The following is a 20,138-nucleotide window of genomic DNA, read 5'->3' on the forward strand; positions in this document are numbered from 1 at the left end:
CCGGGCGCGGGAGACGGTGCGGAAAGGGCATCGTCGGCCATCGACGCATTACCCGGGTAGGTCACGGTGCTCACCGCCGTGGCGTGCCCTCTCACATCCGTCGGTCCGCCGAGGGCAGGAATCCACTACCGGATCGAGAAGGAGAGCAATTCGATGCGCAGGTCCACACGGGCGAGCCGGCCATCCGGCAACGCGCGGAGCAAGCGTCTGCTGGCCGTTGTCGGCACGCTCGTGGTCTTCGGCGGAGTCGTCGCCGTGACCCAGATTTCGTCGGCCCAGGACCGGCGGACAAATAAGCCGCGTCCGGCTGCCGGACAGTGCGTGGAGCCGAGCCCGGGTTCGACCGCGCCGGCTGGCGGCGCCTCGACCAGCCGGACCTGGCAGAACGGCCGGTGGGTGCGTAACCACTGGGGTGACGGACAGCAGTCGGTCCCCGAGTGCGAGGACGGCAAGGACGGCACGGTGGGCACCGGCACGGCCATCGCGTGTCCGGATGTGACGGCGAAGTTGCCGCAGGTGCCGGCCCAGGCGCGGGCCGAGGTGGATCGCGGTCTCGCCCAGTTGCAGGCCCAGATCGCCGAGGCGGACCGCCGGCTGGCCGCCGAGGGCAACAAGGGTGAGGCGTTCATCCGCAACGCCATCCTCCAGCCGCTGGCCGGCAAGCGGCGCGCGGTGCTGGACCGGATCACGACCGCGATCGACCGGGTCGGACCTCGGCCGCAGGGCCTCGCGCAGCTCGCCGACTGTCAGGTGCAGCCGACCGGCAACAACGGCGGCGGCAGCACGCCCACCACCACTCCCGGTGGCGGCAACAACGGTGGCGGCAACAATGGTGGCGGCAACAACGGTGGCAACGCCCCCGGCGCCGGGCTCGGCGTGCTGGCCAACGACTGCGACGAGAGCCGGCTCCAGCCGCACGACGGTTTCCAGATCGGCAACCGCTGCGTGAGCACCGAGTTCGGTGAGGTCGGCGCCGCCGCCAACAACCCGTCCCTGCTGATCACCCAGTTCCCCCAGCAGGTCGGCCAGAACCAGGCCTTCACCCTGCGGGTCAGCACCCGCAACCTGATCCGGGACCGCTTCCTGGCCGCCGGTCAGGGTGGCTACTACGTGGAGAGCTCGCTGCTCAACGCCCAGGGCCTGGTCCGGGGTCACTTCCACACCGCCTGCCGGATGCTGGACAGTCTGACCGCCCCGCCGGAGCCGCAGGAGGTGCCCGCGTTCTTCGTCGCGACCGAGGACGGCCGCGGTGGTGCCCAGCCCGACGAGGTGACCATCCAGATTCCGGGCCTGCCGGAGTCGGGTACCGCGCAGTGCTCCGTCTGGGCCGGTGACGGCTCGCACCGCCTGCCGATGATGGAGCGGGCCAACCAGACCCCCGCCTTCGACTCGGTACGGATCACCGTCAACTGACCCAGCACGACCGGCGGTGGCCGGTCACCCGGGCGATGACCCTGGGTGACCGGCCACCGTCGTGTCGTGCCGGAACAATCCGACGGGGTCCCGCCGTCACAGCGGGACCCCGTCGGCAACGTACGTGTCAGCGCGCCTTGTACGCCTCGACGACCTCAACCGGGATCCGACCCCGCTCGGAAATTTTGTAGCCGTTCTTGACGGCCCATTCCCGGATGGCCCGGTTCTGCTCCCGATCCATTCCGGCACCGACGGGTCGTCCGGGCCTCCGGATCGATCGGGTGCTCTCCACCGGGCCGCGCCCGATCCGCCGACCCGCATTGATGTACGGATCCAGCGACTTGCGCAAGACGCCGGCATTTTCGTCCGAGACGTCGATCGTGTAGGCCACTCCGTCGAGACTGAACTCGACCGTCCGGTCGGCCTTGCCGCCGTCGAGGTCGTCGGTCAGGACCGTGATTACTTTTCTCGCCATTGCCGATTACTCCCTGTGTCCGGCGGGATGTGTCCAAAGTCTGACCTATCACCCCGGTAATCCGCAACAATATGCGTCCCATTCGGCGCGTCGTGATTCCCGTACCGAAAAAAACCGTGAATCGGTGCGATGACGGAACCCTCAATCGAGCAGGCCGGTGTGCCCGGCCACGGCGGCCGCCTCGGCCCGGTTCGACACCCGCAGCCTGCGCAGCAACGCGGCGGTCATCCGTTTCACCGTCCGTTCCGAGACGTGCAGTTCCTCGGCGATGTCGACTGTCGTACGGCCGGCGGCGATCGCGCGCAGCAGTCGCCGTTCCTCGCCGTCCAGGTCGACGGACGTGGCGTGTGCGGGGCGCAGCATGGCACGGAGCAACTCGGCGGGGAGCACCGCCCAGCCATCGAGGATGGCCAGCAGCGGGGGCAGCAGTTCCTCCGGTTCGCTGGTCTTCGGCAGGAACCCCTCGGCGCCGGCCCGCAGCGCCTCCACCGCCGGAGCGGTGTCGACGGAACCGGACATCGCGACCACCCGTACCCGTGGGGTGGTCCGCCTGATCGCGGCCACCGCCCGGATCCCGCCGGGTGCCGGCATGTGCAGGTCGACCAGGACCAGGTCGGGCCGGCAGCGGCTGGTCAGCGCTGCCGCGGCGGCGGCGTCGCCGGTCGACGCGACCACCTCGGCCCGGCCGTCGGTGGTGATCGGAAGCAGTAACTCCAGCCCGCGGACGAAGAGGGCGTGATCGTCCACGACGACGAGTCGAAGGGTGGCTGCTCCCGGCATGTCTGCGCCGTTCCCCAGCGGGTACCGATCATGCGGGTACGCACCGAACGAGGGAAGTCGGGTGGAACCCTCCCTGGAGTGGTCTGGGTCACAGTCCGGAACAAGGGGAACGCTTTGTTACTTGAGTGAGACACGCTCAACTCAACGCGATAGCAGGTGTTCGATGGCAACTCTTCCGGTACTTCCCCTGACCGACGCCGTGCTGCTGCCCGGCATGGTCATCCCGGTGACCCTCGACCCGACCACCCAGGCCGCGATCGACGCGGCCCGGGCGACCGGCGATCGCCAGCTGCTGGCCGTGCCGCGCATCGACGGCGAGTACGGCCCGGTCGGCGTCGTCGCCACCATCGAGAAGGTTGGCCGGCTGCCCGAGGGTGAGCCCGCCGCCGTCATCCGTGGCCTGTCCCGGGCCCGGATCGGCTCTGGCGTGCCCGGCCCCGGCGCCGCCCTCTGGGTCGAGGCGACCGAACTCGACGAACCCGCTCCCGCCGGCCGCGCCCGGGAACTCGCCCGCGAGTACCGCGCCCTGGTGACCTCCGTGCTCCAACAGCGAGGCGCCTGGCAGGTCATCGACGCGGTGGAGCGGATGACCGACCTGTCCGAGCTGGCCGACTCCGCCGGCTACGCACCCTGGTTGACCCTGGACCAGAAGACCGAGCTGCTCGGCGCGCCGGACGTCACCGCCCGGCTGGAGCTGCTGGTCGGCTGGGTGAAGGACTACCTGGCCGAGCAGGAGGTCACCGAGCAGATCAACAGTGACGTCCGCGAAGGGCTGGAGAAGTCCCAGCGGGAGTTCCTGCTGCGCCAGCAGCTCGCCGCGATCCGTAAGGAACTGGGTGAGGACGAGCCGGACGGCTCGGCCGACTACCGCTCCCGGGTCGAGTCCGCCGAGCTGCCGGAGAAGGTCCGCGAGGCGGCGATGCGCGAGGTCGGCAAGCTGGAGCGGGCCAGCGACGCCTCCCCGGAGGCCGGCTGGATCCGCACCTGGCTCGACACCGTGCTCGAAATGCCGTGGGGCACGCGTACCGAGGACAACACCGACCTGGCCGCGGCCCGGGCGGTGCTCGACGCCGACCACGCCGGCCTGGCGGACGTGAAGGACCGCATCCTTGAGTACCTGGCCGTGCGCAACCGGCGGGCCGAGCGCAACCTCGGTGTGGTCGGCGGTCGCGGCTCCGGCGCGGTGCTCGCCCTCGCCGGCCCTCCCGGGGTCGGCAAGACCAGCCTCGGCGAGTCCGTGGCACGCGCGCTCGGGCGCAACTTCGTCCGGGTGTCGCTCGGCGGCGTCCGCGACGAGGCGGAGATCCGCGGTCACCGGCGCACCTACGTCGGCGCGCTGCCCGGTCGGATCGTCCGCGCGCTGCGCGAGGCCGGCTCGATGAACCCGGTCGTGCTCCTCGACGAGGTGGACAAGCTGGCCGCCGGCTACGCCGGTGACCCGGCCGCCGCCCTGCTGGAGGTGCTCGACCCCGCCCAGAACCACACCTTCCGGGATCACTACCTGGAGGTCGACCTGGACCTGTCCGACGTGCTGTTCCTGGCCACCGCCAACGTGGTGGAGTCCATCCCCGGCCCGCTGCTGGACCGGATGGAGCTGGTCACCCTGGACGGCTACACCGAGGACGAGAAGGTCGCCATCGCCCGCGACCACCTGCTGCCCCGGCAGCGGGAGCGGGCCGGGCTGACCGCCGACGAGGTGGAGATCGCCGACGAGGCGTTGGCGCTGATCGCGGGGGAGTACACCCGGGAGGCCGGAGTCCGGCAGCTCGAGCGTGGCCTCGCCAAGATCCTGCGCAAGGTGGCGGTGACGCTGGCGACCGACCCGACGCCGGTACGCGTCGACACCGACAACCTCGCCACCTATCTGGGACGGCCGAAGTTCACCCCGGAGTCGGCGGAGCGTACCGCCGTGCCCGGCGTGGCGACCGGCCTCGCCGTCACCGGCGCCGGTGGCGACGTGCTCTTCATCGAGGCGACGAGCATGGAGGGCGAGCCGGGGCTGACCCTGACCGGCCAGCTCGGCGACGTGATGAAGGAGTCGGCGCACATCGCCCTGTCGTACCTGCGCTCCAACGGGCGCCGGTTCGGCATCGACCCGAACGTCCTGGCCGGACGCCGGATCCACGTCCACTTCCCGGCGGGCGCGGTGCCCAAGGACGGCCCGAGCGCCGGCATCACCATGGTCACGGCCCTGGCGTCGCTGGTCACCGGCCGGCCGGTCCGCCCCGAGTTCGGGATGACCGGCGAGGTGACGCTCTCCGGTCGGGTGCTGCCGATCGGCGGGGTGAAGCAGAAGCTGCTCGCCGCGCACCGGGCCGGTCTCACCGAGGTGATCATCCCGGCGCGTAACGAGCCCGACCTGGACGACCTGCCGGCCGAGGTGCGCGAGGCGCTGACCGTGCACACCCTGGCCGACGTGGCCGACGTGCTCGCCCTGGCGCTGCGCCCGGCCGACGTCACGACGCTTGACGGGCCGGCGCTCTTCAAGGTCTGACGCTCCGACCACCAAGGACCCCCGCCGTCAGCGCAGACGGCGGGGGTCCTTGGCGTACGCGGAACAGGTCTACTGTCTCGGCTGAACCCTCAACCACCTCTCCGCCGCGAGGCGGTGCCCCCGGAGGTAACCCCCGTGAACCTGGTGCTCGGGATCATCCAGATCCTGCTCGCTGTCGTCTTCCTCGGCGCCGGCCTGGCCAAGCTGACCCAGCCCAAAGAGAAGCTGCGCGACCGGATGGGCTGGGTGGACCCGGTGCCGCCGACCCAGGTGAAGGCGCTGGGCGCGGTCGAGGTGCTGGCGGCCCTCGGGCTGGTGCTGCCCCCGCTCACCGGCATCGCCACCGTGCTCACCCCGCTGGCCGCCGTCGGGCTGGTCATCGTCATGGCCGGCGGCATCCTGGTGCACCTGCGCGACCGGAAGACGTACGACACGGCGGCCGAGCGTCGCAGGGAGGTTCAGGGCGCGATCGTGTGCGCCGTGCTGCTCATCCTCGCCGCGGTGGTCGCCTGGGGACGGTTCGGCCCGTACTCCCTCTGAACCGCAGCGCCGGCGACCGTCGTACTCCGGCGGTCGCCGGCGGCGTGCTCAGCGCTCGTCGCCCCCGCGGTCGCGGCGCACCGTGGCCTTGCGGCCCTTGATCGTGCTCTGCCGCAGCCCGGAGATCACCTCGTCGGCCACCCCCTGCGGCACCTCCACCAACGAGAACCGGTCGGCGATCTCGATCGAGCCGATGTCCCGGCCACGGATCCCGGTCTCCCCGGTGATTGCGCCCACCAGATCCTGCGGGCGCACCCCGGCCCGCCGGCCCAGGCCGACGAAGACCTGGACGGTGTTGCCGCCGCCCGAGCGCGGCCGGCCCCCGCCCCGCCGGTCGCCGCCCCGGCCGCCGCTCTCCGGTCGACCCTCGCGCGGACCGCGCACCGGCACCTGCGGGATCTCCACCTCGTCGTCGGAGCCCGGCGACGTCACCTCGTGGGCCAGCTTCACGGCGGCGAGGGCGACCTCCATCAGGTCGAACTCGTCGGTGAGCGTCTCCACGATCACCCGGTACCCGTCGAGGTCGTCCTCCAGCAGACTCTCCCGCAGCGCCGCCTGGGTCATCTCCAACCGCCGGGTCCGCATGTCGGCCACGGTGGGGATCTTGTCGATGGTGATCCGCTGACCGGTCACCCGCTCGATGGTCTTGAGCATCCGGTGCTCACGCGGCTCGGCGAGAGTGATCGCCACGCCCTCGCGGCCGGCCCGGCCCACCCGACCGATCCGGTGCACGTACGACTCGGGGGCGGACGGCACGTCGTAGTTGACCACGTGGGTGAGCTGCTCGACGTCCAGCCCACGGGCCGCCACGTCGGTGGCCACCAGCAGGTCGGCGGTGCCCGCCCGCAGGCGGCCCATCACCCGGTCGCGCTGCTCCTGGCTCATCCCGCCGTGCAGCGCCTCGGAGCGGTAACCCCGACCGTTCATCGTCTCGGTCAGCCGGTCGACCTCCTCGCGGCTGCGGCAGAACACGATCGCCGCGGTGGGGGACTCCACGTCCAGCACCCGGCCCAGCGCGGCCGGCTTGTGTGCCCGCGTCACGATGTAGGCGCTCTGTCGCACCCGGGGCGCCTCACCGGCGACCGTCTGCTCCCGGCCGATCTCGATCCGGACCGGCTCGCGCAGGTGCTGGCGGGCCATCCCGTCGATGCGCGACGGCATGGTGGCCGAGAAGAGCACCGTCTGACGCTGCGCCGGAGCGTGCTCCAGGATCGCCTCGATGTCCTCGGCGAAGCCCATGTCGAGCATCTCGTCGGCCTCGTCGAGCACCACCGTGGCGAGCCCGCCCAGGCGCAGGGTGCCCCGGGCGATGTGGTCGAGGGCCCGACCCGGGGTGGCCACGACCACGTCGACGCCGCTGTCCAGGGCCCGCAACTGCCGCCCGATCGGCTGCCCACCGTAGATCGGCAGCACCCGCGCACCCAGGTCCTTGCCGTATCGGTGGAACGCCTCGGAGACCTGCACCGCCAGCTCCCGGGTCGGCACCAGCACCAGCGCCACCGGGTCGCCGTCGCGGCGGTGGGGCGTCATGAGGTTCAGCAGCGGCAGCGCGAACGCCGCCGTCTTGCCGGTGCCGGTGGCCGCCTGACCCAGCAGGTCCCGGCCTTCCAGCAGTGGCGGGATCGCCTCCCGCTGGATGGGGGTCGGCTCCTCGTACCCGAGGGCGGCGAGCGCGCCCAGCAGTTCGGCGCGTAGCCCGAGGTCGGTGAAGGCGCTCACCTCGTCGGTGCCGTCGGGGGTGGCGTCAATCGGTGCGTCGATCGGTGCGTCGTGCTGTGCAGGTGCGGAACTCATGGGCCAAGCCTTTCATTACGCCGTCCAGGCCGCTGCGCCGACCGCCACAAGAGCGCGATCGGCGACCAGCGGCACCCCCACAGGGTCGCCCCCGTCAGACGGCGCCGGTCAGGATTGCCACGATCATGATGCCTCCCAGCGTGACGTCGAGCACGCCGCACCACTCGGCGTACCCGCGTGGCACCACCCGGCCGGTGCGGTGGTGGACCAGGTCCCACCCGGCGTGCACCAGCCAGCCCAACGCCACCAGCCACGCGGCCACCTGATCCCCGACGGTGACCGCGGTCAGCGTCAGCCCCACCCAGACGACCAGGCCGACCAGTTGGGTGGCGAGCACGCCCGGCCCGTGCAGGGTGCGTCGGACCAGGCCGATCAGCAGGTACCCGCCGGGCAGCACCAGCATCGTCCACGGGCTGAGCATCCTCGGGTCGACCCACAGTTCCACGGTCAGCAACAGCGCCAGACCGGCCGGCCAGCGGTGGGCCAGCGCCGTCACGGCCGGATGCCGGCGTACCGCCACCGGCGTCTCGTGTCGATGACGCACCGCCACCAGCACCATCGCCGGCACCATCAGCAGGTGACCGCCGAGCATCAGGGCGTCGCCATCCAGCCGGCCGGTCCAGAACGGTACGAGCACCAACAGGAACGGCACGTACATCGCCGCGGCCATCTCGACGACCCCACGCCAGTGGTGCGCCCGGTAGCGCATCCACACCGTCATCCCGACCGTCATGTTCGTGGCCATCACCAGCGCGGCGACGTCTGGCCGGCCCAGCGTCCCGGTCAGCCCGAGCAGGATGCCGGCAGCGTCCCACAGGGGCCCGAGCAGCAGCATCCCGCCGACCATCGCCAGCGCCATCTCGACCAGATGCCACCACAGCCGCCGCGTGCCGGCGCCGGGCGCTGCCGGCGTCGGCGCGGGAGACGGTACGACCATGCTGTCCGCGTACACCCGTGTGTTTTCCATGCCGTTGACCCTGCCGGTGTCCCGGCGCGGTCGGCAGGCTCGTTGAGCACGGAAATCCCGTGCGGTTCGCACGGTTCAACCGTGACGTCTCGCATGGGTGGACCGGGTGCCGGGCGGTCCTAGGATCGGTGCGTGGCGAGCGAGGCGGTGACCCCCCGGGCGGACCGACGGCTGCACCGGGCTCGGCAGGCGACGCTGCTGTCGCTGGCCACCGGCGTGTGGGCGGCCGTCCTGCTGCCCGCGGTCGGCCTGACCCGGGAGCCGTCCGCCGTCCGCGTCGTGCTCGGCGCGGTCGGGATCCTCGTCTTCGCGGCCACCCAGACCGCTGTGCTGTACGCGGCGGTCACCCCCTGGCTCGCGCACCGGTGGCGACGTCGCGCCCAGTTCGGGCTGGTCGTCGTGGCGGCGCTGACCGTGCCGTCGGTGGCCCCGGTCGCGGCCGGGGCCTGGCCGACCTGGGCGTGGATCGGGGCCTCCCTGGTGGGGATAGCCCCGCTGCTGGTCCGCCTCCCGGGCGCGCTGGCGGTCATCGCCGGCACCCTGCTCGTGTCGGCGGCGGTGGCCTGGTGGACCGGCGGGTCCCTGGGGCGGTCCGTGGCCGTGACCGGCGGCGTCGGGGTGGGCGTGGCCGCGGTCAACTGGTTCCAGGTCTGGTTCTGGGGTCTGCTGGTGGAGGCTCGGCAGGGTCAGACCGCCCAGGCCCGGCTGGCCGCCGCCGAGGAGCGGCTGCGCTTCGCCCGGGACGTGCACGACCTGCTGGGGCACAGTCTCACCGTGATCGCGCTGAAGGCCGAACTCGCCGCGCGGCTCGCACCCGTCGACGCGGAGCGGGCTGGGCGGGAGGCCGCCGAGGTGCAACGGCTTGCCGCCTCCGCGCTCACCGAGGTCCGCGAGAGCGTGCACGGCTACCGGGCCGTCGACCTCGGCGAGCAACTGGCCGCCGTGGCGGACGTGCTGCGCTCCTGCGGGGTGCGCTGCACGGTGCCGCCAGACGTCGACCTACCGCAGCCGGCCGCCACCGAACTGGCGGCGGTGCTGCGCGAGGCGGGCACCAACGTGCTCCGGCACAGCCGGGCCGAGTGGTGCCGGATCCACATCGACCGGGACGAGAACGGGGCCAGGATGACAATCGCCAACGACGGTGCCGACGACAACGGTCCGGACGAGCACAGCCACGGCCTGCGCGGCCTGGCCGACCGGCTGGCCGCGGCCGGGGGAGAGCTGCGGGTCCGCCGGGAGGACCGGGTGTTCACCCTTGAGGCGACCGTGCCGGTGCCGTCGTGATCCGGGTCCTGCTCGCCGACGACGAGGACCTGATCCGGGTCGCGGTCGCCGCGCTGCTCGGCCTCGAACCGGACATCGACGTGGTGGCCCAGGCCGCCGACGGAGCCGCTGCGGTGACCGCGACGCTCGCGCACCGCCCGGACGTGGCGGTGGTGGACCTGGAGATGCCCGGCCTGGACGGCATCGCGGTGGCCGCCGAGCTGACCCGGGTCCGCCCGGAGTGCGCGGTGGTCGTGCTGACCGGGCACGGTCGTCCCGGGCACCTGCGGCAGGCGCTGACCGCCGGGGCGCGCGGTTTCGTGCCCAAGGGCTCGCCGGGCGGCGCGCTCGCCGACGTGATCCGCCGGGTGCACGCCGGCGGCCGGTACGTCGACCCGTCGCTGGCCGCCGACGCGTTGACCCTGCCCGCGTGCCCGCTGACGCCCCGGGAACTGGAGACGTTGCGGCTGGCCGAGTTCGGCGCCCCGGTCGCGGTGATCGCCCGCCGGGTGCACCTGTCCATCGGCACCGTCCGCAACCACCTGTCCGCCGCGGTGCAGAAGCTCGGCGCGGCCGACCGGGCCGAGGCGGTCCGCGCCGCCCGGGACAACGGCTGGCTCTGACCGCTTGCGTGGCGACCCGCCACCGCCGTGTCCTGGTGCGGGCGTGCCGCGGTGACGACCACGCCGTCAACCAACACCCCGCCGAGCGTTGCGACGTCATCACGCTGCGTCGCACTATGGTCAGTGGGTGTTCGGGATATCCCGGGAGGACAGAGGATGAATCACGCCGTCGTGGAAGCCATGACCCAACGTGGTGAGACCGCCGACTCTCTCGCCGCTCAGACCGGTGTCGATCCGAAGACGGCGGCCCGTTGGGCAAACCCGGGACGGATTCCGCAGACACGACACCGTGCCCAGGTCGCGGCGATCCTCGGCCGGGAGGTGATCGACCTGTGGCCGGACGTCCTGAAGCGGCGCGATCCGATCTGGCTGCGGGCGTGGGTCGACTGGGAACGGGAAGCGGTGGCGCTGCGGTGGTTCGAGCTGGCCTGGGTGCCTGGTCTCCTGCAGACCGAGGCGTACGCGCGGGCGACGCTGGCGGGGGAGTCGCTGTCCGGTGAGGACGTCGATCGTCTCGTGCAGGCACGCATCGGCCGGCAGGCCGTCCTCCACCGTGACCAGCCCCCGCTCCTGATCGCCGTGCTGGACGAGGCCGTGGTGCGGCGTTCGGCGTACGGCGATCGCGATCTCATGCGCGACCAGTGCGAGCATCTCGTCGCGTGTGCGCAACTGCCGTCGGTGCAGGTCTACGTCGTGCCGACCGCAGTCGGCATGTACCCGGGCCTGGGTGGGCCGTTCATCGTCGCCGAGTTGGAGGGCGGCGGGCGCGTCGCCCACATCGATGGCCAGGCGCAGGCGCAGATAACCGAGCAGCAGGCAGAAATTGCTACCCTGGACCGACGATGGGAACGCATTCGCGGGGAAACCCTCTCTCGCGGACAGTCCCTAGACCTGCTCAGGGAAGCGGCATCCTCATGGACGTGACCGGTGCGCGCTGGCGCAAGAGCACCAAGAGCGGCAACAACGGGGGCTCGTGCGTGGAGGTCGCCGACAACCTTCCGGGCGTCGTCCTGGTTCGGGACACGAAGGACCGTGACGGCGCGGCGTTGGCCTTCGCGCCGGAGGCGTGGCGAGGCTTCGTCGCTTTCACGCGAGCCCAGCGCTAGGTGTGCGTCGTGGCGTGGGATCGCGCCACCCCTGGCCCTGATCACTGGCGGCCTTCGCCCCGTCGGGCGTCGTCCGATGGCGTGCCGGTTTAGGGGTGGCCGGTGACCGGGCAATCAGGAGCGACATCCGAGGTGTCCTGGGAGTCCTGAATCGGAGGCCGAGATGCGCTGGCTGCTCCTCCTTCTCATTGTCCTGCTGGTTGTCGGCGGGCTCTGGCTGCCCCGCCGCGCGAGGCGGGCGGGCAGGTCCCTGCGGCGACAACTGGACGACTGACGAGACGGCGAGGGGCGCGCGGTGAACGCCGCGGACTGGCGGCGGCAGTTCGGCGGGCCCCGGATCGTCCATGGTGATCTGCCCCTGCGGATCGAGGGAGTGGTCAAGCCGTGGTCGATGGACGTCGGTCACAGCAAGCTGCACCTGCGGGGCATCATCGGCGACCAGGAGGGCGACGACGACCTCCGGGTGCTGGACCTGGTGTTCCACGACGTCTCGCGGATCTGCGTTCCGGACGTGTGCCGCCGGTTCGAGCTCCGGGTTGCGTCCGCCGAGCAGAAGGCCGCCGAAGAGGAACGGGTCGGGATGCGCTGGCCCTACGGGACGATGTTCCTCCTCGACCGCGACCGGGCCACGGACTATGTCGTGGCCGGCCGGGTCTACTGGGCCGAGGTCGGTATCTCGCCGGCTGACCCGTCCCCGCTGCTGGGGGAGCGTGCAGACGCCGTGGGTCCCGACGAGATCTTCTTTGCCTGAGCGAACAATCCGGCGGCGCTCACGAACCGGGACGCCGATCCGTCCGGATGACGGGGACGGTCGGGCTAGCGTGGGCGCGTGCGTACGGTGGAACTGGTCTGCTCGCCTGGCCTGGAGGTCGCGGTCCGGGCAGTCTGGCAGCGGTTGGCGGCCGCCGGGTTGCCCAGCCTGGCGCGCAACATCCATCCGACCAACCGGCCGCACCTGACCCTCGCCGCCGTCGACGAGTTTCCGCCCGGGGTCGAGTACCACCTGGCCGAGGTGTTCGACGCCGCGCTGCCGGTGCCGGTCGCGCTCGACCGCGTCGTCGTCCTCGACGGCAGCGCCCCGCTGGTCTGGCTCGTCCGGCCGACGCCGGCGCTGACCCGGCTGCACGCCGCCGTGTGGGACGTCCTCGCCGAGGCCGACGGGCACCGCCCGTGGCACGCCCCCGGGGCGTGGGTGCCGCACCTGAGCCTGGCCCTGCGGTTCCGCGACGCGGACCTGCGGGTGGCCCGGGGCGTCGCGGGCGGGCAGCGCCCGACGGGGGACTTCGACGTCGCCCGCAGCTACGACGGGTCGGACCGGACGGTGACGCCGCTGACCCGGCTGGGCTAGGGTCAGCGCCCAGTCGTCGGAGCGGGGGTTCCGGGTGCGGGATATCGGTTCCCACGACGTTCAGGTGCGCGACGCGGGTGTCCCTGAGCAGTGCTGCTTCTGCGGCCGGCTGTCGCTGGGCCTGGCGGGTCAGGACTTCTACCTGGCGCCGTACTTCCTCGGTCCGGATCGGTCCGGCACCGACGACCGGTACGGCCAGTGCCACCTCAGGTGCCTGCGGGAGTCGGGTCTGGCTTGCCGCTGGGCGAGTGGTGTCGGTGACTACTTCTGCCGGCGGTGGCCGGACTGGACGGGTGTGCGCGGCGACGCGTGGCGGGTGCACGTCAGCCCGCCCGCCAGGACGCTCATCCTCTGGTCGGCGCACGGGTGGTTCGCCATGCTTCCGTTCCACGCCCTGCGGGCCGGCGAGGTGCCACCGGCGGTCGGTCCGCCGGCCGAGGGTCGGGTGCTGCTGGGCGTCTCGTCCACGGTGGGGTACGAGGGCGGCCCGTACGAGAGGATCTTCGCGGGGCTCGGCGGCGCTCCACCGGACCGGATCGACCTGCCGACGCTCCTTGCCGACCTGGACAGCGCGGACCGGGTGCTCACGCCGCACGTGCTCCGGGGCGGCTGGGTCGAGCGGGTCGCGTCCGAGGACCGCAAGGTGTCGCTGCCGGCCGAGTACCAGGCTCGGCACGCCGTCGAACTCGACGCGGATCTGGTCGACGCCTGCCGGCTGGCCGTACGCGCCTCGGTGGGCTGGCGGCAGCGGCGACGACGGGGGTGACCGGTCGCCACGTACCGTGGGTCGGTGATTGTCGATTGGGGTTCGTTGCGCGCGGCATCGGGCTGGGCAACGACGTTGCCCGCTGCCATCAGCCGGCTTGACCTCGACGCGGGCAGCTCCGCCGGCGCGGACGCCTTCCGCCACCTCGCCTGCGAGGTGGCACCACAAGGAATCCTCTACGAGGCGGCGCCCTGGGTCGCCGCTGAGATCGTCCGCGCCCTGCCCGGCTGGAGCGCCGCCGGCCAGGTGTGCGGCCTCCGGGTGCTCGCGGAGATCTGCGCGGCAGGTGCGCCGTCGGAATCCACGGTCCGCTACCAGGGTGAGACCGTGACGTTGGAAAGCGCGAGCCATCGGGCTGTGCAGGACGCGGTGCCGGTCTTCGCCGCGCTGCTCAACGCGGCGGAACCCGAGGTCCGTCGTGCCGCGAGAGACCTCCTGAGCCTGTTCTCCATCCGGGCGGCAGCGGCGGAGGCCGCCCTCGCACAGGCAGCGGAACGGGCCGCCGACCCGCAAGAACGCGAAGGGCTGCGAGCGGCGATCACGGACCTGGGCGAGTGGAACGAGGCGGAGGAGCCCGCCTGGGTCGATCCGGCCCTGCTGGAACTCGCCGCTCGGCGGAAACTGACCTGGAATGACCTGCCCGACCAGACCCGCCTCCGCAAGCCGAGCCTCGTGCAGCGGGTCCGCGCCCGACTCGTTGCCCGCCTGATCCGCCACCTGCGCCGGCACTACCCGCGGATCGCACTTCCGGAGCCCGACGACAGCAGGGATCATGGTCGCCATGAACGTTCCGGACACTGAGTGGGTCACCGTCGCGGCCTATCCGAACACCCGGGGTTGCCCGCAGCCGATGGCCGCCGTCCGCGCTTGACTACGTGATCGGGGCATCGACTGGATGCCCCTCGAGGCCGACGCGATCCGCGTCGACCTGGCCTGTGGCGTTGGCGCTGACGGTCGCTGGCACGGCTGGGTCGGCATCCGTGTCCAGGCTGCCGCGCTGCGCGGACTCGGCCTGCACCCGGACCAGCCGACCGCTACGGCCACCAACCCCAGCCCACCCGCCTGGTGGCACGCGGACGCGGAGCGCCGCGCCCACTAGGCCCGCGGCGCGGACCGTCCCGGGTGCGTCGGCGCAGGCCCTTGGGGCGAGCGGGCTCGGCGGATGGCCGGGGTCAGTTGCTGCCCCCGCCGTCGCCGCCCCCGCCGCTCCCGCCGTCGAAGTCACCGCCACCCACGCCGCCGGAACCGCCGGCGTAGCCGTGGCGGCCGTCGAGGAAGGGCAGATCGCCGCGGATGCCGCGTGGCTTGGGTCGCTTGCCGAGCCCGCCGAGGTGTTGCAGGCAGACCCGTTCGGCAACCGGGAAGCATTCACCTCGGCCTCCGCAGTCGGCCAGGTAGCGACTGCCGCCCGGGATCCGAAGCTCGTGGTCGACCCGGAACAGCAGGGGAAGGCTGGCCGGGTCACCTCCCTCGTCGCGGCGTGCGTGGTTCAGCGTGGCGAGCAGCAGGGTGCGGTGACCGGCGTCGGTCGGGTCACCGCTCGCCGCGAACCTCGGCTCGTGCTTCAGAGGTCGCCCGAACGCCGCCTCGCAGAAGGTGGCGTAGTCCTGCGTGTGCAGCGTCAACGCCTGCCACAGCTCGCCCGCGGCCACCGATGGCATCGCCAGCTGCGCACCGCTCTGGCGGACGGCGAGCCGGAACCACTGCCGGGTCGCGGATTCGACGACGGCGATGTCGTCGTCGCTGAGATGGGGGTACCGGTTCCGGAGATGCTCGCGCGCGCTGGCCGGAAAACGCAGGTCGGCCACGGCGCGGAGTCGGCGAGGGGTGCGGGCGCTTCTGAACGTCGTCCAGTTCATGCGGCTGCTTCCATCCGCCCGGGCTGCGGGCGCTAGGGCCCCGACTTGCCGAAGTGGCGTCGTGGCTCCTTCAGAGTAGGGCGGCAGGCAAGCGCGTCGGTTCGTCCGACCACCCCGGGCGGACCGCGTCGGACCCGGGTGGTCGGTGCGGCGCTCGTCGGGGCGATGATGGCGGCATGAGTGGTGGCACCGAGGGCCGCGGCATGGCCGAGTTGGCGGCCCTGCTGGCCGACGGCACCCGGGCCGGCATCTGTGTGGCGTTGCTCGACGGTCGGGCCTGGACGGCCGGCGAGCTGGCCCGGCGAGCCGGTGTCGCGCCGTCGACAGCCAGCGACCACCTCACCCGGCTGGTTCACGGCGGCCTGCTGGTCGAGGAGCGGCAGGGCCGGCATCGCTACCTGCGGCTGGCCGGGCCGTCGGTGGCCCAGCTGATCGAGGATCTGGCCGGGCACGCTCCGGCACCACCGGCGCCCGCCGGGTCGTTGCGCGCGGCCACCACCAGCGCCGCCCTGGCGTACGCCCGGACCTGCTACGACCACCTGGCCGGACGGGTGGGCGTGCTGATGTACGACGCGTTGGTGGCCGACGGACGACTGGACCGCTCCAGCGGCCTGACGGTGACCGCCGAGGGCTGGGCGTGGGCGGCCGGGTTGGGCGTACCGGTGGATGTCCTGCGCACCGCTCGACGCCCGGTGGTCCGCGACTGTCTGGACTGGACCGAGCGTCGCCCGCACCTGGCCGGAGCGCTCGGCGCGGCGCTGCGCGGCCGTTTCAGCGACCTGGGCTGGATCACCGCGGGCGCCGGTCGCGCGGTCCGACTCACCCCGACCGGCCGCACCGCGCTCGCCGAGACCCTTGCCGTCCCAGCGTCGACCCTCGTGCCCACCCCGCCCCCGGCGCCCGGCAGCGGCCGCGCCTGACCCGCCCGCCCTGGTACGCGGGCCGGGCGGGATCGTTCGGCGAGGGCCGAAGGGTTCGGGTTCTACCGTCGGACGGTGACCGACACCTGGCCCGACATCGCACCCGCCGCCGGAACGCCGGCGTGCGGCCCGCCCTCGTTCGCGCCGGAGCGCGGCTGGTGGGTGACGCGGCACGCCGACGTACGGGCGGCGCTGACCGACCCGGCCTTCCGGGTTCCGGCGGTCGAGAGTGGCCCGCCCGGCACGCTCGCCTGGCTGCGTGCCTCGGTGAGCAGGTTCAGCTCACCGCGACGGCACGCCGAGCGCCGCTCGATCGTGGTCACCGCGCTGGACGCGCTCGACCCGGACGAGCTGCGGCAGGAGGCGGCCCGGCTGACCGGCGCCGTCCTGGACCGCGCCGGTGACCGCCTCGACGTCATGCGCGAACTGGCCCGGGCGGTGCCGTTGCGGGTGCTGGCCGCGCGCCTCGGTCTCGCCGATCCGGCAGCCGCCGGGACGGCGGTCGCGGTCGTCGCTGCGGCGTACCACCCGGGGGTTGACGTGGCACTGGCCCGGCGGGCCGACCGGGCGGTGGCGACGCTGCTGGCGGAGGTGCCGCCGGCGGCGCCGGAGGTACGCGCGAACGTGATCGGCCTGCTGGTCCAGGCGTGCGACGCGACCGCCGGTCTGATCGGCGCCGCCGCCCACCACCTGCTGCCTCTGCCGGGCGGCGACGGTGCGGGCGCGGTGCGGACGGCGGAGTTGCTGGCCGAGGTGCTGCGGCTCGACCCGCCGGTACGGGCCACGCGACGGGTCACCGCGAGCGCGGTGCGACTGGGCGGGCGGGAACTGCCGGCGGACAGCCCGGTGCTGCTCCGCTTCGACGCGGCGAACCGGGACCCGGCGGTGTTCGCCGAGCCGGCGGCGTTCCGACCGGGCCGGCCCGGCGCCGGTCTGCTGACCTTCGGGGCGGGGGAGCGCGGCTGCCCCGGCGACCGGCACGCCCTGGCCCTCGCCACCGGGGTGCTCGACGTGCTGCGCGAACGCTGCCAGCGCACCCGGGTCCCGCTGTGCCACGAGCCGCACCCGACCCTGGCGGTGGCGACGACCCTGGAGGTGAGCGTCCGATGACCGATCGGCGTGCGGAGTTCCGCGCCCTGCATCACGGCGGCCGGCCCCTGCTGCTGCCGAACGCCTGGGACCACGCGTCGGCGGCGGCCCTCGCGGCGCGCGGGCACCTGGCGATCGGCACCACCAGCCTCGGGGTCGCCGCGGCCGCCGGGCGACCCGACGGCGCCGCGGCCACCGCGGGGGAGACCCTGGCCCTGGCCCGCCGGCTGGCCCGCCTGCCGGTGCTGCTCAGCGTCGACGTCGAGGCCGGGTTCGACGACGACCCGGCGGCGGTCGCCGGGTACGTGGCGGAGCTGGCCGGGCTGGGCGTGGTCGGGATCAACCTGGAGGACGGGTGCGCCGACGGCACCCTTGCCGATCCGGCGGGCGTCGCCGAGAAGGTCGCGGCCGTGAAGGCGGCGGTGCCGGACCTGTTCGTCAACGCCCGCGTCGACACGTGGTGGCTCGGGGTGCCGGACCCGTTGCCGCGGACCCTGGCCCGCGCCCGTGCCTACCGGGCCGCCGGGGCGGACGGGATCTTCGTGCCCGGCACCGTCGACCTGGGGACGCTGCGTGTGCTCGGCGAGCGGATCGACGCTCCGCTGAACGCGCTGTACCAGCCGGGCGGGCCGTCCCTGGACGAGCTGGGCGGGGCCGGCGTCGCCCGGGTCAGCACCGGCTCCCTGCTGTTTCGGGCCGCGCTCGCCGCGGCCGTCGCCGCCGCCGACGCGGCCCGCGCGGGCGCGCCGGTCAACCTGTCGGGGCTGCCGTCGTACGCCGAGGTGCAGGGCCTGGCACCCGGTCGGCCGGACCGGGGCTAGGCCGGTGCGGGACGCCACAGGCCGACCTCGAAGGCCTCGCACAGCCCTCGGTCGCGGCCGGCCACCTGTGCCCACCACCGACTCTTGACCCGCAGGTACTCCTCGGTCATGTAGTCCCGATCGAGGATCTGCCGGTACGCGGCGAGCGCCTTCATCTTGGCGCACCAGACGTTCGTGACGTCCACGAAGAAAGTCGGGCGGAAGTCGGTCGTGGCGAAGGTCGGGTGGCCGAGCAGGAGCATCGTCGGGTGACGGCTGCGGCTGACGGTGATCCGCACGGCGTGGCAGATCGCGTTGTGGTCCTGGTTCTGCCCGGCGCCCGGACCGTGGGTGATCACCACGTCCGGGCGGCGGGCATCGATCAACGCGTCCGTGATGGTGACCAGGTCCCCGCCGGTACGCAGGTCGTTGGAGGCCAGGTCGCCCACCTCGCCGGTTGCCCCGAGGATCTCGCAGCAGGCGTCGAACGCCTTGTCCCGGCCCTGACTCCCGCGCGACAGGGAGGCGACGTGGACGTCCATCCCGGCCTGGGTCATCCGGGCGATGGTGCCGCCGCACAGCAGTGCCTCGTCGTCCGGGTGCGCGACGATCACCAGAGCGGTCCGCAGTGCGGTCGTCGCGAAGGGATTCACCTCGCCAACCGGGTCGTTCGCCGTCATCGAGGTGGAAGCCTCCCCCGCCCATCGTGCCGGTGCGATGTCGTCAGCCATTGACGAAGTATGGCGGCATTCCGTCAACGTCTGATCACTCGCTGGTATGCCAGGTGCCGCCGTTCGGCGTAGCGGCCAGCGCGAGGTCCAGCTCCGTTAGGGGTGAATCGGAGGATTGTTCGATCCATCCCGGTCCGGCTGATTACGGTGGTTTCAGGGCGATCCACCCAGTGCCGCGAGCGGAGAAGGGACCCCCGTCATGCGAGTGCCCAGCCGTAGTCCGGGACAGCAACCTGGTTCGCCCGTCTCACCCACCGCGCCGCCCCGCCGCCGGCCCTCCGGCATCACCCCGCGCCGCCGGTCCGCCGCCGAGCCCGACCTGGCCGCCTACCGGGCCGCCGTCGCCGAGCTGCTGATCGAGGTGGGCGCCCTGGCCGACGCGGCGAGCACCCGGGCCCGCCAGGTGCTCGTCGACGAACGGTTGCGGGAGCCGGCGCTCGCCGCCGTCCTCGACGCCACCCCCCAGGGGCTGCTCGGGGCGCGCGAGACGCTGCTGCTGGAGATGGCCCGCTACCAGCCCAACGAGCGCACCTCGGCGCGCGACCTCAGCGCGCTGGTGCGGATCTACCTGCTCTCCCGCATCGACGTGCTGTGGTGGCAGGACGCCCCGACGTTCGTCACCGACGACCAGGTCAACGGCAGCGCGGAGCTGGTCGACCTGGAGTGGCTGCGCCGCCGCGACCTGCTGCGGTTCCGCTACCAGGAGCAACCCGCGACCCTGCTGGGCCGCGCCGCCCGCGGGCTGCGACGTCGACTGCGCCCGGACGCCGCCCCGCAGACCGCCGGGCTGCTGTTCCGGCGCGCCCGCCGGGAGGTGGTGGCGCTGCTCAACGACCTCGCGCGGGAGTTCGCCGCCGCCGCACCGCCGAACACCCCGCCGCTGTGGGTGACCAGCCTGGTCCGCAGCGCCGAACACCAGTACCGGCTGCGCCGGCTGGGTTACGCCGCCATGCTGCCCAGCGGGCACTGCCTCGGCTACTCCGTCGACGTCGAGCTGAGCTGGTTCGAACGGTTCGGCGCGCGCCAGGCGCTGGCGGACCTGCTGCTGGCCCGGCAGGAGGCCGGTGAGCTCAACGTGATCGACGAGGGGCAGGCGTGGCACCTGTGCCTCGCGCCCGCCGCCCGGCGTCGCCTCCGCCGCGCGTACGAGGCCGAGATGGGGGTCTGAGC

General features: G+C 73.1%; 22 protein-coding genes. 16 read left to right on the plus strand and 6 right to left on the minus strand.

Annotated features, from left to right (window positions below; all coding sequences use genetic code 11):
• Positions 1-153 precede the first annotated feature (153 nt).
• Entirely contained in the window at positions 154-1,413 is a 1,260-nt protein-coding gene (locus AB0A90_RS18530; protein WP_357248934.1) for a hypothetical protein, read from the plus strand.
• A 127-nt stretch (positions 1,414-1,540) separates the two neighbouring features.
• On the opposite strand, the gene AB0A90_RS18535 is transcribed toward AB0A90_RS18530, so the two are convergent.
• Together AB0A90_RS18535 and AB0A90_RS18540 are read right to left on the minus strand one after the other, a co-directional pair.
• Positions 1,541-1,888: an Lsr2 family protein gene (locus AB0A90_RS18535; RefSeq protein ID WP_357248937.1), complete on the minus strand. Its 348-nt coding sequence runs from the start codon at positions 1,886-1,888 to the stop codon at positions 1,541-1,543.
• A gap of 141 nt (positions 1,889-2,029) precedes the next feature.
• On the minus strand, positions 2,030-2,635 hold the full coding sequence (locus AB0A90_RS18540) for a response regulator transcription factor (RefSeq protein WP_357248940.1): 606 nt from the start codon (positions 2,633-2,635) through the stop codon (positions 2,030-2,032).
• Positions 2,636-2,831: 196 nt separating this feature from the next.
• Between AB0A90_RS18540 and lon the strand changes: the two genes are divergently transcribed.
• The gene (gene lon / locus AB0A90_RS18545) at positions 2,832-5,162 is read left to right on the plus strand and encodes an endopeptidase La (RefSeq protein ID WP_357248943.1); all 2,331 of its coding nucleotides are present in this window, start codon (positions 2,832-2,834) and stop codon (positions 5,160-5,162) included.
• Positions 5,163-5,297: 135 nt separating this feature from the next.
• Positions 5,298-5,702, plus strand: a complete 405-nt coding sequence (locus AB0A90_RS18550; RefSeq protein WP_357248946.1) for a DoxX family protein — start codon at positions 5,298-5,300, stop codon at positions 5,700-5,702.
• A 48-nt stretch (positions 5,703-5,750) separates the two neighbouring features.
• Here AB0A90_RS18550 and AB0A90_RS18555 read toward each other — a convergent pair whose 3' ends face one another.
• Complete coding sequence (locus tag AB0A90_RS18555; RefSeq protein WP_357248948.1) at positions 5,751-7,496, minus strand: DEAD/DEAH box helicase; 1,746 nt, start codon at positions 7,494-7,496, stop codon at positions 5,751-5,753.
• A 94-nt stretch (positions 7,497-7,590) separates the two neighbouring features.
• Entirely contained in the window at positions 7,591-8,463 is an 873-nt protein-coding gene (locus tag AB0A90_RS18560) for a hypothetical protein (protein WP_357248951.1), read from the minus strand.
• Between the two features lie 132 nt (positions 8,464-8,595).
• On the opposite strand from AB0A90_RS18560, the gene AB0A90_RS18565 reads away from it, so the two are divergent.
• From AB0A90_RS18565 to AB0A90_RS18605, 9 genes are all read left to right on the plus strand, one after another.
• Positions 8,596-9,747, plus strand: coding sequence for a histidine kinase (locus tag AB0A90_RS18565; protein ID WP_357248952.1), 1,152 nt, complete (start codon positions 8,596-8,598; stop codon positions 9,745-9,747).
• Complete coding sequence (locus AB0A90_RS18570) at positions 9,744-10,349, plus strand: response regulator transcription factor (RefSeq protein WP_357248955.1); 606 nt, start codon at positions 9,744-9,746, stop codon at positions 10,347-10,349. Before AB0A90_RS18565 ends, AB0A90_RS18570 begins: the two co-directional genes overlap by 4 nt.
• A gap of 156 nt (positions 10,350-10,505) precedes the next feature.
• Positions 10,506-11,273 (plus strand): DUF5753 domain-containing protein, encoded by a 768-nt coding sequence (locus AB0A90_RS18575; protein WP_357248957.1) that lies wholly within the window; start codon positions 10,506-10,508, stop codon positions 11,271-11,273.
• Entirely contained in the window at positions 11,264-11,455 is a 192-nt protein-coding gene (locus tag AB0A90_RS18580; protein ID WP_357248960.1) for a DUF397 domain-containing protein, read from the plus strand. The genes AB0A90_RS18575 and AB0A90_RS18580 overlap by 10 nt, the downstream gene beginning before the upstream one ends.
• Before the next feature lie 295 nt (positions 11,456-11,750).
• Positions 11,751-12,206, plus strand: a complete 456-nt coding sequence (locus AB0A90_RS18585) for a hypothetical protein (RefSeq protein ID WP_357248962.1) — start codon at positions 11,751-11,753, stop codon at positions 12,204-12,206.
• Between the two features lie 78 nt (positions 12,207-12,284).
• Positions 12,285-12,803: a 2'-5' RNA ligase family protein gene (locus AB0A90_RS18590; RefSeq protein WP_357248965.1), complete on the plus strand. Its 519-nt coding sequence runs from the start codon at positions 12,285-12,287 to the stop codon at positions 12,801-12,803.
• Between the two features lie 64 nt (positions 12,804-12,867).
• On the plus strand, positions 12,868-13,569 hold the full coding sequence (locus AB0A90_RS18595; protein WP_357248968.1) for a hypothetical protein: 702 nt from the start codon (positions 12,868-12,870) through the stop codon (positions 13,567-13,569).
• Positions 13,570-13,593: 24 nt separating this feature from the next.
• Complete coding sequence (locus AB0A90_RS18600; protein ID WP_357248971.1) at positions 13,594-14,370, plus strand: hypothetical protein; 777 nt, start codon at positions 13,594-13,596, stop codon at positions 14,368-14,370.
• 94 nt (positions 14,371-14,464) lie between these two features.
• Positions 14,465-14,668, plus strand: coding sequence for a hypothetical protein (locus tag AB0A90_RS18605; protein ID WP_357248974.1), 204 nt, complete (start codon positions 14,465-14,467; stop codon positions 14,666-14,668).
• Between the two features lie 73 nt (positions 14,669-14,741).
• On the opposite strand, the gene AB0A90_RS18610 is transcribed toward AB0A90_RS18605, so the two are convergent.
• Positions 14,742-15,428: a hypothetical protein gene (locus tag AB0A90_RS18610; protein WP_357248977.1), complete on the minus strand. Its 687-nt coding sequence runs from the start codon at positions 15,426-15,428 to the stop codon at positions 14,742-14,744.
• A gap of 176 nt (positions 15,429-15,604) precedes the next feature.
• On the opposite strand from AB0A90_RS18610, the gene AB0A90_RS18615 reads away from it, so the two are divergent.
• The 3 genes from AB0A90_RS18615 to AB0A90_RS18625 all read left to right on the plus strand — a co-directional run bounded on the left by AB0A90_RS18615 (position 15,605) and on the right by AB0A90_RS18625 (position 18,258).
• Positions 15,605-16,348 carry a winged helix-turn-helix domain-containing protein gene (locus AB0A90_RS18615; RefSeq protein ID WP_357248980.1) on the plus strand — a complete coding sequence of 248 codons (744 nt, stop codon included), beginning with the start codon at positions 15,605-15,607 and terminating at the stop codon, positions 16,346-16,348.
• Between the two features lie 75 nt (positions 16,349-16,423).
• The gene (locus tag AB0A90_RS18620; RefSeq protein WP_357248983.1) at positions 16,424-17,458 is read left to right on the plus strand and encodes a cytochrome P450; all 1,035 of its coding nucleotides are present in this window, start codon (positions 16,424-16,426) and stop codon (positions 17,456-17,458) included.
• Positions 17,455-18,258, plus strand: coding sequence for an isocitrate lyase/phosphoenolpyruvate mutase family protein (locus AB0A90_RS18625; protein WP_357248986.1), 804 nt, complete (start codon positions 17,455-17,457; stop codon positions 18,256-18,258). The genes AB0A90_RS18620 and AB0A90_RS18625 overlap by 4 nt, the downstream gene beginning before the upstream one ends.
• Here AB0A90_RS18625 and AB0A90_RS18630 read toward each other — a convergent pair.
• A complete protein-coding gene (locus AB0A90_RS18630) occupies positions 18,255-18,968 on the minus strand; it encodes a PIG-L family deacetylase (protein ID WP_357248989.1) in 714 nt (237 codons plus the stop codon). The genes AB0A90_RS18625 and AB0A90_RS18630 overlap by 4 nt on opposite strands.
• A 199-nt stretch (positions 18,969-19,167) precedes the next feature.
• On the opposite strand from AB0A90_RS18630, the gene AB0A90_RS18635 reads away from it, so the two are divergent.
• Positions 19,168-20,136, plus strand: a complete 969-nt coding sequence (locus AB0A90_RS18635; protein WP_357248992.1) for a DUF5715 family protein — start codon at positions 19,168-19,170, stop codon at positions 20,134-20,136.
• Positions 20,137-20,138: the final 2 nt, after the last annotated feature.

The organism is Micromonospora sp. NPDC049204 (genome assembly GCF_040647935.1).
Lineage (GTDB): Bacteria > Actinomycetota > Actinomycetes > Mycobacteriales > Micromonosporaceae > Micromonospora.

What these genes read in the sequence shown, in the direction of transcription:
- AB0A90_RS18635 (WP_357248992.1), top strand. Translation starts at nt 19,168, where the DNA reads ATGCGAGTGCCCAGCCGTAGTCCGGGACAGCAACCTGGTTCGCCCGTC.
- AB0A90_RS18580 (WP_357248960.1), top strand. Translation starts at nt 11,264, where the DNA reads ATGGACGTGACCGGTGCGCGCTGGCGCAAGAGCACCAAGAGCGGCAAC.
- AB0A90_RS18625 (WP_357248986.1), top strand. Translation starts at nt 17,455, where the DNA reads ATGACCGATCGGCGTGCGGAGTTCCGCGCCCTGCATCACGGCGGCCGG.
- lon (WP_357248943.1), top strand. Translation starts at nt 2,832, where the DNA reads ATGGCAACTCTTCCGGTACTTCCCCTGACCGACGCCGTGCTGCTGCCC.
- AB0A90_RS18535 (WP_357248937.1), bottom strand. Translation starts at nt 1,888, where the DNA reads ATGGCGAGAAAAGTAATCACGGTCCTGACCGACGACCTCGACGGCGGC.
- AB0A90_RS18615 (WP_357248980.1), top strand. Translation starts at nt 15,605, where the DNA reads ATGAGTGGTGGCACCGAGGGCCGCGGCATGGCCGAGTTGGCGGCCCTG.
- AB0A90_RS18610 (WP_357248977.1), bottom strand. Translation starts at nt 15,428, where the DNA reads ATGAACTGGACGACGTTCAGAAGCGCCCGCACCCCTCGCCGACTCCGC.
- AB0A90_RS18555 (WP_357248948.1), bottom strand. Translation starts at nt 7,496, where the DNA reads ATGAGTTCCGCACCTGCACAGCACGACGCACCGATCGACGCACCGATT.
- AB0A90_RS18630 (WP_357248989.1), bottom strand. Translation starts at nt 18,968, where the DNA reads ATGGCTGACGACATCGCACCGGCACGATGGGCGGGGGAGGCTTCCACC.
- AB0A90_RS18575 (WP_357248957.1), top strand. Translation starts at nt 10,506, where the DNA reads ATGAATCACGCCGTCGTGGAAGCCATGACCCAACGTGGTGAGACCGCC.
- AB0A90_RS18530 (WP_357248934.1), top strand. Translation starts at nt 154, where the DNA reads ATGCGCAGGTCCACACGGGCGAGCCGGCCATCCGGCAACGCGCGGAGC.
- AB0A90_RS18605 (WP_357248974.1), top strand. Translation starts at nt 14,465, where the DNA reads ATGCCCCTCGAGGCCGACGCGATCCGCGTCGACCTGGCCTGTGGCGTT.
- AB0A90_RS18560 (WP_357248951.1), bottom strand. Translation starts at nt 8,463, where the DNA reads ATGGAAAACACACGGGTGTACGCGGACAGCATGGTCGTACCGTCTCCC.